Annotated in this window: 15 protein-coding genes and 1 tRNA gene; 10 read left to right on the plus strand and 6 right to left on the minus strand. The window is 59.8% G+C overall.

Translation table 11 applies throughout. The features are described from left to right. Positions 1–34: 34 nt before the first annotated feature. The 5 genes from DWQ09_14385 (at position 35) to DWQ09_14405 (ending at position 4,745) form a co-directional block, all read left to right on the plus strand. Positions 35–250, plus strand: a complete 216-nt coding sequence (locus DWQ09_14385; GenBank protein ID KAA3627055.1) for a 30S ribosomal protein S21 — start codon at positions 35–37, stop codon at positions 248–250. Positions 251–262: 12 nt separating this feature from the next. Beyond that, entirely contained in the window at positions 263–715 is a 453-nt protein-coding gene (locus DWQ09_14390; GenBank protein KAA3627056.1) for a GatB/YqeY domain-containing protein, read from the plus strand. 107 nt (positions 716–822) lie between these two features. Beyond that, complete coding sequence (locus DWQ09_14395; protein ID KAA3627057.1) at positions 823–2,646, plus strand: DNA primase; 1,824 nt, start codon at positions 823–825, stop codon at positions 2,644–2,646. 109 nt (positions 2,647–2,755) lie between these two features. Beyond that, positions 2,756–4,630 (plus strand): RNA polymerase sigma factor RpoD, encoded by a 1,875-nt coding sequence (locus tag DWQ09_14400; protein KAA3627058.1) that lies wholly within the window; start codon positions 2,756–2,758, stop codon positions 4,628–4,630. A 38-nt stretch (positions 4,631–4,668) separates the two neighbouring features. Further along, positions 4,669–4,745: transfer RNA gene (locus DWQ09_14405), tRNA-Met, on the plus strand. 96 nt (positions 4,746–4,841) lie between these two features. Here the strand turns inward: DWQ09_14405 and DWQ09_14410 are convergent. Then, entirely contained in the window at positions 4,842–5,405 is a 564-nt protein-coding gene (locus DWQ09_14410; protein ID KAA3627059.1) for a hypothetical protein, read from the minus strand. A 176-nt stretch (positions 5,406–5,581) separates the two neighbouring features. Here DWQ09_14410 and DWQ09_14415 point away from each other — a divergent pair, with 176 nt between their 5' ends. From DWQ09_14415 to DWQ09_14425, 3 genes are all read left to right on the plus strand, one after another. Continuing rightward, complete coding sequence (locus DWQ09_14415; GenBank protein ID KAA3627060.1) at positions 5,582–6,709, plus strand: efflux RND transporter periplasmic adaptor subunit; 1,128 nt, start codon at positions 5,582–5,584, stop codon at positions 6,707–6,709. A 67-nt stretch (positions 6,710–6,776) separates the two neighbouring features. Further along, positions 6,777–9,866 carry an AcrB/AcrD/AcrF family protein gene (locus DWQ09_14420; protein ID KAA3627086.1) on the plus strand — a complete coding sequence of 1,030 codons (3,090 nt, stop codon included), beginning with the start codon at positions 6,777–6,779 and terminating at the stop codon, positions 9,864–9,866. A gap of 157 nt (positions 9,867–10,023) precedes the next feature. Continuing rightward, positions 10,024–11,742 (plus strand): hypothetical protein, encoded by a 1,719-nt coding sequence (locus DWQ09_14425; protein KAA3627061.1) that lies wholly within the window; start codon positions 10,024–10,026, stop codon positions 11,740–11,742. 6 nt (positions 11,743–11,748) lie between these two features. Here DWQ09_14425 and DWQ09_14430 read toward each other — a convergent pair whose 3' ends face one another. Then, complete coding sequence (locus tag DWQ09_14430; protein ID KAA3627062.1) at positions 11,749–11,952, minus strand: hypothetical protein; 204 nt, start codon at positions 11,950–11,952, stop codon at positions 11,749–11,751. Positions 11,953–12,222: 270 nt separating this feature from the next. Between DWQ09_14430 and DWQ09_14435 the strand changes: the two genes are divergently transcribed. Then, on the plus strand, positions 12,223–12,900 hold the full coding sequence (locus DWQ09_14435) for a TIGR00153 family protein (protein KAA3627063.1): 678 nt from the start codon (positions 12,223–12,225) through the stop codon (positions 12,898–12,900). A 12-nt stretch (positions 12,901–12,912) separates the two neighbouring features. Beyond that, complete coding sequence (locus tag DWQ09_14440; protein KAA3627064.1) at positions 12,913–14,163, plus strand: anion permease; 1,251 nt, start codon at positions 12,913–12,915, stop codon at positions 14,161–14,163. A 125-nt stretch (positions 14,164–14,288) separates the two neighbouring features. Here the strand turns inward: DWQ09_14440 and DWQ09_14445 are convergent, their stop codons facing one another. From DWQ09_14445 to tatB, 4 genes are all read right to left on the minus strand, one after another. Beyond that, positions 14,289–14,537, minus strand: a complete 249-nt coding sequence (locus DWQ09_14445) for a hypothetical protein (GenBank protein ID KAA3627065.1) — start codon at positions 14,535–14,537, stop codon at positions 14,289–14,291. Between the two features lie 17 nt (positions 14,538–14,554). After that, the gene (locus tag DWQ09_14450; protein KAA3627066.1) at positions 14,555–14,773 is read right to left on the minus strand and encodes a response regulator; all 219 of its coding nucleotides are present in this window, start codon (positions 14,771–14,773) and stop codon (positions 14,555–14,557) included. Positions 14,774–14,868: 95 nt separating this feature from the next. Beyond that, on the minus strand, positions 14,869–15,891 hold the full coding sequence (gene tatC / locus DWQ09_14455; GenBank protein KAA3627067.1) for a twin-arginine translocase subunit TatC: 1,023 nt from the start codon (positions 15,889–15,891) through the stop codon (positions 14,869–14,871). Next, positions 15,888–16,241, minus strand: coding sequence for a twin-arginine translocase subunit TatB (tatB, locus tag DWQ09_14460; protein KAA3627068.1), 354 nt, complete (start codon positions 16,239–16,241; stop codon positions 15,888–15,890). Before tatB ends, tatC begins: the two co-directional genes overlap by 4 nt. Positions 16,242–16,253 lie beyond the last annotated feature (12 nt).

Below are 16,253 nucleotides of genomic sequence, written 5' to 3' on the forward strand. Positions count from 1 at the left end.
GCGTTGGCACCAATGGAAAAAGGTAATCATACGTATGCCGAGTGTTCGCGTAAAAGAGAACGAACCCTTCGATGTCGCCCTGCGCCGCTTCAAGCGCGCCTGTGAAAAGGCCGGTACCCTCACGGAAGTGCGTCGTCGCGAGTTCTACGAAAAGCCCACTGAGATCCGCAAGCGCAAAGCCGCCGCCGCGGTGAAACGCCACCAGAAGAAGCTGTTCAAGGAAGTGGCCCGCCGCGAGCGTCTTTACTAGCCTCCCGCACCCATGAGCGAAGCGCTCAAACAGCGCGTTCAATCCGATATGAAGACCGCCCTCAAGGCCGGAGACAAGCGCCGGCTGGGGGTGATCCGCCTATTGATGGCGGCGATCAAACAACGCGAGGTTGACGAACGTATCGAGCTCGACGATGCCGACGTGCTGGCGGTGATCGATAAGATGGTCAAACAACGCCGCGACTCGATCACTCAGTACCAGGATGCCGGCCGCCAGGAACTCGCCGACCAGGAGCAGTACGAGATCGAGGTACTTGGCGAGTACCTGCCAGAGGCCCTGGGCGAGGCGGAGATCGCGGCCCTCATCGAGACCGCCATTGCCCAATCCGGCGCTCTATCGATGCGCGACATGGGTAAGGTAATGGGGATTCTGAAACCTCAACTGCAAGGCCGGGCTGATGTCGGTGCCGTCAGCGCCGAGGTTAAAAAGCGACTGGCTGGCTAACCGTATTCGCAGCCCCAACTGTAAGAAACCGCCGCTTGACAGGCGGTTTTTTGTCTCCGGCACTCCCGGCGTTTCAGCGCCCGCTCGCATACCGTACCATTGCCGCTATGGCCGGCCTGATCCCCAAATCGTTTATCCATGACCTGCTCCAGCGCGTCGATATCGTCGACGTGATCGACGCGCGCGTGCCCCTGAAAAAGGCCGGCCGCGATCACAAGGCCTGCTGCCCCTTCCACCAGGAAAAGACCGCGTCGTTCACCGTCAGTGCCGAGAAACAGTTCTACCATTGCTTCGGCTGCGGAGCGCACGGCAACGCACTGGATTTCCTGATGGAATTCGACCGCCTGGGCTTCGTCGAGGCCGTGGAGGATCTGGCGCAAAGCGTCAATCTACCGGTACCCCGCGAAGAATCGGCTGCCATCCCACCTCCTCCCGAAAAGGGCCTCTATGAATTGCTCGATCAGGCCGCGGCCTACTACCGTCGCGCGCTGCGCGAGCACCCGGCCGCACCGGAAGCCGTTTCCTACCTCAAGGGGCGCGGGTTGACGGGCGATATTGCCGCCCGCTTCGAGATGGGTTTTGCGCCACCGGGTTGGGACAACCTCATTCGCCAGCTGGGAACCGGCGCGACAGCGCGGGAGGCTCTGCTGAAGCTCGGCTTGGTAGTGCGCAACGACCAGGGCCGAGAGTATGACCGCTTCCGCAACCGTGCCATGTTCCCGATTCGCGACCGCCGTGGTCGCATCGTGGGTTTCGGTGGGCGGGCACTGGATGACGATGGCCCCAAGTACATGAACTCACCGGAAAGCCCCGTATTTCACAAAGGCCGCGAGCTCTACGGGCTTTATGAAGCGCTGCAGCACAAGGGGCGGCCCGAGCACCTGTTGGTGGTCGAGGGGTATATGGATGTGGTGGCGCTGACGCAGCACGGCATCGACGGTGCGGTCGGCACCCTTGGCACTGCAACCACTCGCGAGCACCTAGAGGCGCTATACCGATGCACCAGTCACCTGGTCTTTTGTTTCGACGGTGATCGCGCCGGTCGCCAAGCGGCTTGGCGGGCATTGGAGAACACCCTGCCTACGCTGCGTGATGGCCGCCAGGCCCATTTTCTATTCCTTCCGGAGGGTGAAGACCCCGATAGCCTGGTGCGAAACGAGGGACAGACTGCCTTTCGCAAGCGATTGAGCGAGGCACTTGCGCTCTCAGAGTTCCTGTTTCGCACCCTGCAAGAGCAAACCAACGTCGCCACCCTTGATGGTCGCGCCCGTTTTGTGGATCTCGCGCGCCCGCTGCTCAATACCGTACCCGGGGGAGCCCTGCATCAATTGCTGATCAATCAAACGGCACAAATCGCCGGTCTGCGGCCGGAACAACTGACAAAACTTCTCGACAACCCAACCTCGTCCGTCAAGCAGCCGGATTCATCCCACCGCAAGGGCTCGTCGACACCTTCAGCGGTAAGGTCCGCGATTAGCGCCCTGTTGCATCGTCCCAGCCTGGGCGAGCGTGTGGTTAACCCTCCAAGCTGGCAAGAATTGCAGTTGCCAGGCGTGAAATTGCTCGCCGATCTGCTTGAATTAACCAAAGTTCAACCACATATAACAACAGGCGGCATCCTGGAGCATTGGCGGGGCAGTGAAGAGGGGAAGCATCTCGCCAAACTGGCGAGCAGCGAGCCTCACCTCGACAATAGCGGGCTCGAAAAGGAGTTCCTCGATGCATTGGAACGCTTGAACGAACTTGTACGCCGAGAGTCCGATATCTCGACACGAGCCTTTAGTCCATCGGAACTTAGCGATTCGCAAAAGCATGGCTTACGACGGCAATTTCGTGTGCGGGCGCTCAAGGACAAACTGAAGGCAAGATCGATTTCCGATGAAGAATTTGAGGAACTGCATAAACTGCTGGCCGAAGAAGCCGATAGTTAGTCAACCTGAATCCGCCAGATCATCCCGTGCTAGACCGGATACCGGTATTTTTGGTATTCTGGCAAATTCGTTTCGTTCACCGTAATCGTACGCCCGGCATAAAGACCGCATGGACCGAGAACAGCAGCAATCAAGACTCAAGTTACTGATCGCTAAAGGAAAAGAGCAAGGCTTCTTAACCTATAGCGAGGTTAACGACCATTTGCCCGAAGACATCGTCGATCCCGAGCAGATCGAGGATATCGTCAACATGATCAATGACATGGGAATCACGGTGCACGAACAGGCGCCGGATATGGATACCCTGGTTCTCTCCGACGGCAATGTCAGTAGCGACGATGATGACACCGAGGAGGCGGTCGCCACCCTGGCTTCTGTCGACAGCGATTTCGGTCGCACCACCGACCCCGTGCGCATGTATATGCGCGAGATGGGATCCGTCGAACTGCTGACTCGCGCTGGCGAGATCAAGATCGCCAAGCGCATCGACGATGGGCTGCGCCAAGTCCGGCTTGCCCTGGCGGATTTCCCGGGCACTATCTCGGAATTGCTGGCGCGCTTTGATCTGGTCCAAGCGGGAGAAGGCCGTCTCAACGATCTTGTCACCGGTTTTGTCGACCCTGCCGAACTCGACGACGACGCCCCCGTTATCCCCGCCAACGGCAACAACGGCGGCACCCAGGCTGAAGAGGCGACTCCCAGCGCTGAGGATTCCGACTCCGCTGATGATGATGACGATGACGCTTCAACATCAGAGCCAGAGGATACGGGTCCCGATCCGGAGGAGATGAAAGCACGGCTGACCGAACTTGCAGTCCTGCACGATAAGTTCATTGCAACCATCCCGAAAGGCGACTCCGGCAAACCGAAAGGGCTCAAGCTGCGCGCCGAGATGGCCGAGTGTTTCATGGAGTTCAAGCATGCCTCCCCGTTCATGGACGAGTTGGTATCGCTGATGCGCGACGTGGTCGAAAGCATCCGCAGTCAGGAACGAGTCATCATGGAACTCTGCGTCAAACAGTCTGGTATGCCGCGCAAGGAGTTCATCACCAGCTTCCCGGATAACGAGACCGATACCAAGTGGGTCGATCGTCAGATCAAAAAGAACGGAAAATACGCCAGCGCTTTGGAAGGACATCGCGACGATGTGATCCGTGCGCAAAACAGGCTGATCGCCATCGAAAAGGCGGTTGGCGTGCAAATCAGCGAGATCAAGGAGATCAATCGCCGTATGTCAATCGGCGAGGCTAAAGCGCGTCGCGCCAAAAAGGAGATGGTCGAAGCCAACCTTCGCTTGGTGATCTCCATCGCCAAGAAATACACCAACCGCGGATTGCAGTTCCTGGATCTTATTCAGGAGGGAAACATCGGCCTGATGAAGGCGGTGGACAAGTTCGAATATCGCCGCGGCTACAAGTTTTCAACCTACGCCACCTGGTGGATACGCCAGGCGATCACCCGCTCTATTGCCGATCAGGCGCGCACCATTCGCATCCCGGTACACATGATCGAGACTATCAACAAGCTCAATCGCATCTCGCGCCAGATGCTGCAGGAGATGGGCCGTGAGCCCACGCCTGAAGAACTCTCCGAACGCATGGAGATGCCTGAGGACAAGGTGCGCAAGGTGCTGAAAATCGCCAAAGAACCGATCTCCATGGAAACACCGATCGGTGATGACGAGGACTCGCATCTGGGCGATTTTATCGAGGACTCCACGGTCCTCTCACCCATAGACGCCGCGACCACCGAGGGGCTGCGCGAGGCGACTCGCTCGGTGTTGGGCAGCCTCACCCCGCGCGAGGCGAAGGTGCTGCGCATGCGTTTCGGCATCGACATGAATACCGACCACACACTGGAAGAGGTGGGCAAACAGTTCGACGTTACCCGCGAACGCATTCGCCAGATCGAAGCCAAGGCGCTGCGCAAACTGCGCCATCCGGCGCGTTCGGAGCAGCTGCGCAGTTTCCTCGATCTGGAATAGGATCGACCCATCCCAGGTTGTCAGCGATTTACAGCGCAGGGCCTGTAGCTCAGTTGGTTAGAGCAGGGGACTCATAATCCCTTGGTCCCAGGTTCGAGTCCTGGCGGGCCCACCATACCCCCTCGCTCCGGTTTGGCGCGGAATGCCGTTACAGACTGCAACGCCAACTCCGACGATGCACCGCCTGATATTGCCCGCTAGCGCGTTCGGTTCAGAAAATCAGTTTGAGCCCGACGTACATACCCTTTTCCACATCGACGTCGCTGCGACGGTCCAGCTCCACCTCGATGGCCCGATAGCCGACGAATACGTGTGCATTGCGGGTCAGTTCGTATTCACCCTGCACTGACCAGTCACTGTAACCCTCGCTGTCAAGAAACGCGGTTATTTCGGGGGCGAAATAGCCCTGTGCCGTAATGGCGAAGCGATTGGCCTCGGGGAAGATGTAGCGAATCCGCGCACCCAGGCCGATGGCCAGCAGATCCTCACCACCGGCATCACCCACGACCAGACTGACACCGGCTCCCGCGTGCAAGCCCGAACCGGCCGCGGCGGCATCACCGAACACGGAGAGCTGGGCCCCTCCCAACCAATCGTTATCATCGTTATAGGTGATGCTGAAGGCAAGGTCGGCGTTGTTCAAACCCAAGCCCGTATAGGTGGTTTGGAACTCGAAGCGAGCTGCGTCATTGCTCAGAGCCACGCCGAGGGAGTTCGCCTGGGCAACCGCCGGTCCAATCAGCATTCCAGCTACACACACCGCTCGTAAAATCATTGATCGAGAGTCCTTCTATAAGGAAGAATATTCTGACGACCACCACTGTCGCCGACGTAAGCTTTGGCATATTGTACTTTAGCGCTGCGACGACTTCAGGACGGTGGCCGTTTTTAATTACTCAAAACCCACCTCAGAACATTGCGATCTTCACCAACCCGGAGTGATCTCCCTTCATGGCTATAGCCCAAACTGCGCTTCGATACTGCCTAGGCATCGCTATCTGCCTGGGCGCGGGCGCAACATTGTCCGCTTGCTCCCCTCCCGCGGAAAACGGCAAAACCACCGCCAAGTCAGTGCGGCCGCCGCATCTCGTCGCTACAGCGCCGGTACTGCGTGGCGCAGGGCGCTACACCACGGTGCGCACAGGCACGCTGCGGGCGCGACGCACGGTACGCATCTTCAACCAGGAGGAGGGCCGTATTACCCAGGTCACTTCCTTCGAGGGTGATACAGTGCCTGTCGGCGCCCCCCTGATCCTGATGGACGACGCGTTGCTCAGGGCTCAGCTCGATAAGGCCGCCGCCACCCGGCGTCAAGCCGAGCAGGAGATTCGTCGCTTGCGGGAACTGGAACGGCGCAATCTGGCAACCGACGAGGGACTGACGCGCGCCAGCACAACGCTGGAGGTCGCGCAGGCCGAGGAGGTCCTGCTGCGCACGCGCATCGGCTATACGCGCATACTGGCCCCCTTCGAAGGCGTCGTCACCGAGCGCCTGGTCGAACCTGGCGACGTCGTACCGCGCTACAGTCATCTCGCTACTCTGAGCGACCCTTCATCCCTGGTCACCGACGTCCCGGTATCTGAGCTGCTGATCCCGTATCTCAAGGAGGGTGATGCGGTTGAGGTACGCATCGATGCCCTCGCAGATGTCGGTAATTCCGGGCGCATTCAACGTATCTACCCCAACATCGACCCCAAGACCCGCACCGGTACGGTAGAAATCGCCCTGGACCCGGTGCCTGCGGGCGCCCGTCCCGGGCAACTGTGTCGTGTCACGCTGACCCTCCCCGCCATCGAACGCAAACTGATCCCCTTCGCCGCGGTGCGCCACGATGCCGCGGGCGAATACGTCTACGTGCTGGGGGACAACGAAAAGGTGAAACGTCAGCCGGTGCGCAGCGGTCTGATCTTTGGTGATCAGATCGCGGTCCTGGACGGGCTCAGCGAAGGGGAGCAGATCGTTGTAAAGGGATTCCTGGGGTTGAGCGATGGAAAATCGGTAAAGCGTGTCACCGAACCAACCCCGGGTGCCAAGCAACCCCAACCCGACAAGAGCATGGAGCAGGCAAGTGGCCAATAGGCAACATCTGCAATCCCTGGGTGGCGGTCTGGCTGCGTGGTCGATCCGTCATCCCGTGGGGGTGACCATGATCGCGCTGGCCCTGGTGGTGCTGGGCGCGGTGTCGCTGCAGCGATTGACCGTCGATCTGCTGCCGAAAATCATCTACCCCAGCATCGGGGTGCGCATCATCGATCCCGGCGTTCCGGCCACCATCATGGAGGATGTCATCACCCGCCAGCTGGAGGAGCAGCTCGCGATCACCGAAGACGCGATTTCCGTGGAATCGACAACCACCGAGGGGCGCAGCGCCCTGGAGCTCAACTTCCCCTACGGCACCGACATCGACACGGCGCTGCGCGATGCCAGCTCACGCCTCGATCGCGCCAAGCGCTTTCTGCCCGATACCATCGAACCTCCTGTCGTCTTCAAGCGCGATCCCTCGCAGATTCCTGCCATCGAGTACGTGGTGCGCTCGCCGTTGCGCGATCCCGTGGAACTCTCCACCTGGGTCGACGATGTATTCGCGAAATGGTTTCTCAATCTGCCAGGCGTCGCCGCCATCGAGGTCGGCGGGGGCATTGAACGCGAGATCCAGGTGCTGCCAGACATCAAGCGCCTTGCCGCCCTGGGACTGGACTACGACGACCTGATCAACGCCCTGCGCCAGGGCAACCTCGACGAGGCTGCCGGACGGCTCGATATGCAGCGCCAGACCTTCCCCGGACGCACCCGCGGCCGTTTCACCAGTCTTGAGCAGATCGCCCAGCTACCGATACAACTGGCCGATGGCGGTGTGATCCGTCTGGAGGATGTGGCCTCCGTGGTTGACAGCCACGAACAGCAACGCCTCTACATCCGGGTCAATGGCGTGCAGGGCATCAAATTATCCGTTCAAAAGCAGCCCACCGCCAACACGGTGACCGTAGTCGACGCTGTAGAGGCACGGCTCGCCTGGCTCCGCGAGCAGCGCGTGATACCGGACGATGTCGAGGTCTACAAAGTCGAGGACGAATCCCTGTTCATCCGCAACGCCCTGAATAATGCCTGGGGCGCAGCGCTCGCCGGCGGATTTCTGGCGATGGTAGTCGTCTATCTGTTTCTCGGAAATCTGCGCCGCACGCTGATTATCGGTTCGGCGATCCCCATCGCCCTGATGGTGACCTTCTCGTGCATGGCCTTGGGCGATTTGACTCTCAACGTCATGACCCTGGGGGGACTGGCTGTGGGTGTCGGCATGCTTGTCGACAGCACCATCGTCATGCTGGAGAACATCGTGCGCCACCAGCGCCAACCGGATTTTGACGCCGATGCCGCCACTGCGGCAGCCGCAGAGGTCAATAGCCCTATCGTCGCCTCGACCAGCACCAACCTCGCGGCCATTCTGCCGTTTCTCTTCGTCGGCGGTCTGGTGGGACTGCTGTTTCGCGAACTGATATTCACCATCTCGGCGGCGATCTTCGCCTCGATGGTGGTGGCACTCACCCTGGTGCCCGCCTGGGCTGCGCGGGTTTCTGACAACGAGCAAGGCCGTGTGCGCAGGACGATCGATGCGGGCATGCGTGGGCTGGAGAGGGGTTACGGTCACCTGGTGGACGCCCTGCTCAACCACGGCTGGTTGCGCTGGGGGGTGGTGGCGCTGTTCGTCGCTGGCTTGGTATCTGCGTTGCCGGCATTCAAAGCGGACAAGCAGATTTTTCTGCCCAACCTTGACGATGGACGCATCTATATTCGCATCGTGGCCGATCCCGGCGTTTCGCTGGAAGAGCTCGATCGCAGCGTGGCACGTATTGAACGATTGATCGAAGCGCGGCCGGAGACCGTTTCGGTTTTCACCATCAGCGGTGGCAACGTCTTCGGCCGCTCCCAGTACGAATCCCCCAACCGGGCCTCGTTGAAGATCCAGCTCGTACCGCGTAGCGAGCGTGCCCTGGGAACCGAGGCGTGGATACAGGAGATGCGCCGTGTGATCGCCAGGGAGCGACTGGCCGGGGTCAGCGTGCGCATCGCCAACCGCGGTATCCGCGGTATTCGCATCGGTCGCGGCGAGGAACAGATCAGCCTGCGCATTCAGGGGCCCGAACTGGCGGTGCTGCGCCAATTGGGTGAACGTGTCGCCGAGGCGTTGCGTGTCATCCCCGGCCTGACCAACGTTGAGCACAGCGGAGAAGAGGTAACCCAGGAGATCACCATAACGCCGGACCGGGATCGTCTTGCGGTGCTGCGCCTGGACCAGGAGGCGTTGGGGCAGGCGTTGCGCATCGCACTCAGCGGATTGGCAGTCACCGATTACCTGGATGGCGATCGCAGTTTCACCATCCGCCTGCAGCTGCCCGCAGCGGCCACCCGCAATCCGCGGGATCTCGAGTCGCTGCTGCTGTTCCCCGGAGAGGCCAGCCGTCCGGCTGTACACCTTGGGGATGTCGCCAGTGTCAGCGTACATGCGGCATCCGCGGAAATCCGCCGCGACAATCAACGCCGCATCACGGAAATCGGCGCAGGACTCGAAGAAGGGACAACGTTGGGCAACGTTCGACCCGCCATCGAGGCTGCGCTGGAGGGAGTTCCCTTTCCCGACGGCTACACGTTGTACGATGCGGGCGCCGCCGAGGCCCTGCAGGAAGGACGGCGCATGACCGGAATTCTGCTCCCTCTGGCGCTGTTTCTGGTTTTTGTGGTGATGGCGGTGCAGTACGAATCGCTGCGCAACCCCCTGGTGATACTCGTGGGTGTGCCCTTCGCCGCCATTGGCGTCGCGTTGGGGCTCACCCTCACCAAGGTACCCCTCTCCATGCCGGTCTGGTTGGGGATGATCATGCTCGCCGGCATTGTGGTGAACAACGCCATCGTTCTGGTTGAGTACATCGATCTCGTACGCGCCCGTGGCCACACCCTGACCGAATCGATTATCGAAGCCGCGCGTCTGCGGTTGCGCCCTATCCTGATGACCACACTGACCACCGTGATGGGCATGCTGCCGCTTGCCTTAGGGTTGGGCGAAGGCGCCGAGTTGCTCCAGCCACTCGCTGTGACGATCGTTTCAGGACTGAGTTTCTCTCTGCTCGTGTCCCTGCTGTTCATTCCGGTGTGCTACTCCCTGTTTCACAAGTACTCGAAGGATTACACCCGACAAATCAATAATTTAAAAAATACTGCATTTACAGAACAGAATAATTGATTAATACTCTCCGGGAGATCAACCGAATAAGAATGGCGTGCCCTGAAAGTAGCCCTGGCCCGCAGACTCAAGCGCAGGTTTTGGATAGAAGATGAATGTCCCCCGATTGAACATACCAGTGCGGAAGCCAGGCTCCGAAAACACGCTTCCCACACAATTGAACCGCATCCCCCAGTGGCTGGAGAGCCTACCGGTTGCCAATACCGCAGAGGCCACCTCCCGCCTCCTGACCCTGCTGCAGCGGCTCAACCATACCGCGGTAAGTGCAACCGACCGGGAGGCGGTACTGACCCAGTGCGAACCCCTGGTAGCGAACCTGATCGCAGCTCTTTGCAGGCAACCCCAGCGCACCGCTTTCCCAATGACCGCAAAACCGGCGCAGACTGCCACTCTGGTCGGCGATTTGCTGCGCACGCTCGCCACCGCCTATAAGATCATCGTCGTCGAACTCGCCAACGCCCGGCTCGTGCCAGGAAAAAAGGGCCGCCTCCGCACCGCAACGCATAAGGCCAGTCACTATCTGGCTGAGTTGGTAGTCCATAGCTACAGCTGTTACGCACCGGTGCAGGAAGGGATATGGAGCGATATCCATCAGCTCTTTGCCTTTGCCCGCGACGAGGGATATCACAACCCGGAGTCGATGGCCGATGAGATCACCCACCTCTACCTCACTATCTCGCTGTTGGCACTCTCCAACCCCTACCAGCTGATGAGCGGTGAAGCGCGCAAAGTCTACCAGTGGCTCAATGACTGGGCGCCGCAAGCAACGCTCACTCAGATGGCAGGCCCACGCCCACCCGAGGGCGTGTACTACGTCGATCTGGCGACCGATGCGCCCCCGCGCTATGCGCTGAGTGCGGACAATCCGGATATCGAGGACGCTTACGCCTTTGGGCTGGATGGTTTGCTGCGGCAGATTTCGTTGCGCCTCAAAGAGATCATTGCCGCGGGGGATCTCGCGAATTCGCGCGCATCACGTCAGGAACGCGACCTCCTGTTGCGCTTGGAGCGGGCGTGGACGGTACGCAGACGGCGTCGGTTTCCGCGTACCCAGCATCTCTCGGAGATCACCCTGGCCAGTTCGCTGAGCGCCTGCCACTATTACATCAGCGCCGAGCAACCCTTTGAGCCCGAAAGGACCGAGCTGGAGATTCGCCAAAAGAGCAGCAGCAACCTGGAATTGGTACCCGAAGATTTTCAACCGTGGCGTCAAGACGGCTTTACAGACCACAAGGACAGGTTGAGTTCGGGAAATCATGGCGCAAGCTATACGGCGCGCGATCGATCGTCGGACGTCTGGCATCAGATCTACGTCACCAAGAACCGCGAGCCCGATGAGTCACCCGCCGATCCGGCCTTTCCTGCCGCACCGTTGTTTCAATTGGATGAAAGCGTCGGTGGATTGTGCGTACGCTGCAGCCCCAGCTCGCCGCTGAAGCTTCAGGTAGGCGAGCTCGTGGTCTACGAAATCGGCCCGCTCCGCGACCCTGCCAACTGGCGGGTGGGTGCGATCCGCTGGCTCCTACAGCGCAAGGATGGAGACCTGGAGATCGGTATCAAGCGGCTTTCGCGAAACGCCCTGGCCGTCGCTACGCGCTCGGTCCAGGGCGTTGGCAAGGGCGGTGGATTTTTTCGCTCGCTCCTGATACCGCGCGCAGATCCACGCGAGAAGGCCACGGCGATTATCGTACCGGCCGGTGTCTATGATGTCGGCAGTTTACTCGCGTTGGAGATGGGCGATGTGATAATCCACATCAGTTTGACCAAGATGCTCGAAACCACCGGCAGTTATACCGTCTTCGCGTTTCGCCTGGCCGAAGCACCGGGTGAACTGATCCGCCGCAGCGCCGCCGATCCGGTCCGCAAGGTTCCCTGAGCGCACTCACTCGTGGGCGCGAACGATCGCCTCGACCTTGTCGAGTGAGGTATGGCGGATGTCTTTTCCCCCTGCCGGATGGATGATGTACTCGCGGATATTGCGTGCATGATCCCCAATGCACTCCAGTGCGCGTGCCAACCAGATGATATCCAGGCAACGGCCACGGGTGCGTTGATCCTCCATCATGAAGGTGATCGCCTGACGCATAATGGCCCCCTATTCACGATCGATCTGCCGCTCGCTCCTCACCACGGCCAAGGCGGCCACCGCATCGATGCCCGCGATGCGCTCGGCGTCATCGCCGATACGCTTCCAATCGGTAATGGCCTTGATCACGGCCAACACCAGATGTGGGCAATGACATTATCAGCACTTGTTTTCAGCCATATGACACGGCAGTCCTCGAGATTCGCTGTCGCAGCGGGTGATATACTGCGCCGCTACCCAAATTGAACCGCAATCTAAAAGCAAGCATTTATGGCCTCCAACTACTTTAGTCGACTGTTCGGCAAATCGCCCGTCAGCCCGCTGCAGCGCCATATGGAGAAAGTGTGCGCCTGCGTCGAAGAGCTGATTCCCTATTTTGAAGCCGTGCTGGCTGAGGACTGGCCCGCCGTCGAAGAACGCTACAACCTGATCTCCCAACGCGAAGAAGAGGCCGACACGCTTAAAAAGGAGCTGCGTCTGCAGCTGCCCAAAGGGATGATGCTGCCGGTATCACGCCGCGACCTGCTGGAAGTGCTCACGATGCAGGACAAGATCGCCAATAAAGCCAAAGACATCGCGGGGATAATTTTGGGTCGCAAGATGGTGATACCGCCCTCCGTGGCGGGACTGATGCGCGAGTTCGTGCAACGTTCGGTTGACGCGGCCTCCCAGGCCCAGCGCGCCATCAACGAACTCGACGAACTGGTCGAAACCGGCTTCCGCGGTCATGAGGTGGACATTGTCGAATCCATGCTCAAAGAGCTCGATCGCGTCGAGAGCGACACCGACACGATCCAGATCCAGGTGCGCGCCGAGCTGTACAAGATCGAGGATACCTGGCCGCCGGTAAAGGTGATGTTCCTCTATCAGATCATCGACTGGATTGGCGATCTGGGCGACCGCGCGCAACGCGTGGGTAGTCGTCTCCAACTCATGCTGGCACGCTGACGGAGAACGACCATGGAACACGATGTCGCTCTTCTTGTCCTCGCAGGAGTATTCGGCTTGTTCATGGCCTGGGGCATTGGCGCCAATGATGTCGCCAACGCCATGGGCACCTCGGTGGGTTCCAAGGCGGTCACTATCAGGCAGGCCGTGATCATTGCCGCCGTATTCGAATTCGCGGGGGCGTTTCTCGCCGGCGGGCAGGTCACCGCCACCATCCGCCAGAGTATCGTCGATGCCAGCCTGTTCGTTGACCAACCCGAATTATTGGTCTTCGGCATGCTGGCTGCGCTGTTGGCAGCGGGCATCTGGTTACTGGTGGCCACGCGTTTCGGATGGCCCGTTTCCACGACCCACTCCATTGTCGGCGCGGTGGTGGGGTTTGCAGCGGTCGGAGTAGGTATCGAGGCGGTTAAATGGGGGAAGATCATCTCCATCGCCATGAGCTGGGTGATCTCGCCGCTGATGGCGGGAACCATCGCCTTTCTGCTCTTCACCAGCGTGCAACGCCTGATACTGGAAACCGAAGACCCGCTGCGCAACGCCCGTCGATACGCGCCCGGTTACATCTTTCTGGTCGGATTCGTCATTGCCCTGGTGACCCTGCTCAAGGGACTCAAGCACATCGGCTTGCACCTTTCGAGTGCCGAGTCCTATACCCTGGCTGTGGTAGTGGGTGTTGCCGTCGCTATCGTCGGTCACATCGCGATCAAGCGCCTGAAGATCGATCCCAGCGCGGATCGCGCGTTTCACTTCACCAATGTCGAGAAGGTATTCGGCGTGCTGATGATAGTCACGGCCTGCGCCATGGCTTTTGCTCACGGTTCCAACGATGTTGCCAATGCCATCGGCCCGGTGGCAGCGGTGGTGAGCATCATTCAAAGCGGGCAAGTGGGCTCGGAGGCCAGGCTCAGCACCTGGATACTGCTGCTCGGCGGGGGCGGCATCGTGCTGGGGCTCATCACCTACGGTCAGCGCGTCATCGCTACAATGGGTAGCGGCATTACCGATCTCACCCCAAGCCGTGGATTTGCTGCCACCTTGGCCGCGGCCATCACCGTCGTCTTGGCTTCAGGTACAGGGCTTCCCATCTCCACCACGCACACCCTGGTGGGGGGCGTACTGGGCGTCGGCATGGCCCGCGGAATCGGGGCGCTCAATATGCGGGTAGTACGCATGATCTTCATGTCGTGGATCGTGACTTTGCCGGCCGGCGCCATCCTGGCGGTGCTCTTCTTTTACATCCTCAAGGGGATATTCAGCTAGTCGGCCGTCGCGCTCAGGGGACGTTTCAAGCGCTGCGCAGTTCGCTGTCCACGCCAGGCAAGCACTGCGATTGATCCACTTCCCGCACAAAGGTGTGGCGTCCGCCGCTCATCAGTTGCGCACCCTCACACACGTCGCTCTGCCTTGTCGGTATGGCCACTGGCGACAGAGATGGCAACCCACCCCCCCTCGGCATCCAAGTGCGACGGCAGCAACAGATCCTCCGGCAGTCGCTCCATGCGACGCGACCGCTGTTCCATGATCTGGAATAGCACCTTACGCTTGGTGGGAGGCAGCTTGTCCTCCGTTTCGCTCAGGGTTTCGAGGTAGCCGCGGATTTCATCATGCTCCTCGACGCACGCCGTGAGCATCATGACGGGCACCTCGCGAATCAGCCCTTCACGACGCAGGCGCCGGACAAACTCCAGTCCGCTGACACCGGCAGCATCCCATCCAGAAGAATCAGATCGGGGAGCCGGTCATTGATCTTCTCCCGCGCCAACGTGGCATTATCGGCTTCGTCAACTTCGAGCCCCGCCTGTTCCAGGGCGAGAGCGGTCATGGCGCCTATGGCTGCTTCGTCTTCGACGATCAAGACCCGAGTCATCATCGAAAACCCTCTCTTTCAGCGTTGTTGCGCGCGGATTACAACAAGGAACTATGACAGAGGGATGACAGGGCTGTTGCAGCCCGGTGGAGCAACGACTAACGATTGCCCTCTTCCGTGGGGCCCTTTTTGACATCCGCAGCATCACTGCCCATGTCTCCGAGTTCGTTCAGCTCATCTTCGATGCCCACCTGAGTGTAGCGTTTTTCATCTTCCGCGGTCGGCTCGCGGCCCTCGGCACGCGCCAACTCCTCGGCCAAATCCTTACGATTTCGGGGATGGTTGGCTGCATCGAGATCCTCCACCACGCCGGTATCGACTACCGCATCCGGTGAAAGGTCGTCATCGGGCTCTTCCTCACTCGCGTCATCGGCCTCCTTGGGTTCGTAGAAGCGCGCGAACAGCACACCCAGTTCGAACAGCACCCACATGGGCAATGCCAGCAAGGTCTGCGAGATAACATCGGGCGGCGTCAGCAGCATCCCGATCACGAAGGCACCGACAATGATGTAGGGTCGCTTGGCCAACAGGCTTTTGCGGGTCGTTGCGCCCGTCCACACCAGCACGATGGTGGCGATGGGAACCTCGAAGGCCACGCCGAACGCGAAGAAAATGGTGAGCACAAAGTCGAGATAGCGGTTGATATCGGTCATCATCTCGACGCCCACCGGCGCCACGCTGGTCATGAACGCAAAAACCAGCGGGAAGACGACAAAGTATGCGAACGCGATGCCGAGGTAGAACAGAACCGAGCTGGTTGCCAGCAACGGCACAATCAGACGTTTTTCGTGGAGATAGAGGCCAGGCGCCACGAAAGACCACATCTGGTAAAGAATCCACGGCATGGTGATGAAGATCGCCCCCACCATGGCGAGCTTGAACGGCGTTAGAAACGGGGTCGCCACGTCGATGGCGATCATGGTGCTGCCTTCGGGCAGATGTCGGAGCAGCGGGCCCGCGACGAACGTGTAGATCTCGTTGGCGAAAGGGTAAACGCCGATAAAGACGATGAAAACGCCGATCAGCGCACGCATCAAACGATCACGCAGCTCCACCAGGTGGGAGAGGAAAGGTTGCTCGGTTTCCGGTTCTTTCTCCGGCGGCGTTGACTTCTTGCTCATTCGATCGGATCGGAAGCGGATTTGGGCTTGGCGGTTGTTTCGGTTTCCGACGATGGCGCCTCGTCCAGCCCCTTTTCGGGCCCGGGATCACCGTCAAAGTCGATGGTCTTGCTGGTCTCTTGAACAAAGTCCTGCAACTCGGGCATGTCGGCACGTTTGTCCATCATCGCTTTGAGCTCTTCGGCTTTGAGTTCACGGTCAATATCGGCCTTGACCGAGGAGAGCACCTGGCGCGCCTTGCCCGCCCACAGACCCACGGTGCGCGCCGCACGCGGCAGGCGCTCCGGGCCGAGTACAATCAGCGCCACTATAAAAATGAGGGAAAGCTCCCAAAAGCCGACATCGAACATCGTGTGAAATTC

The sequence above is a fragment of the Pseudomonadota bacterium genome, from assembly GCA_008501635.1.
In the GTDB taxonomy this organism is placed as follows: Bacteria; Pseudomonadota; Gammaproteobacteria; order QQUJ01; family QQUJ01; genus QQUJ01.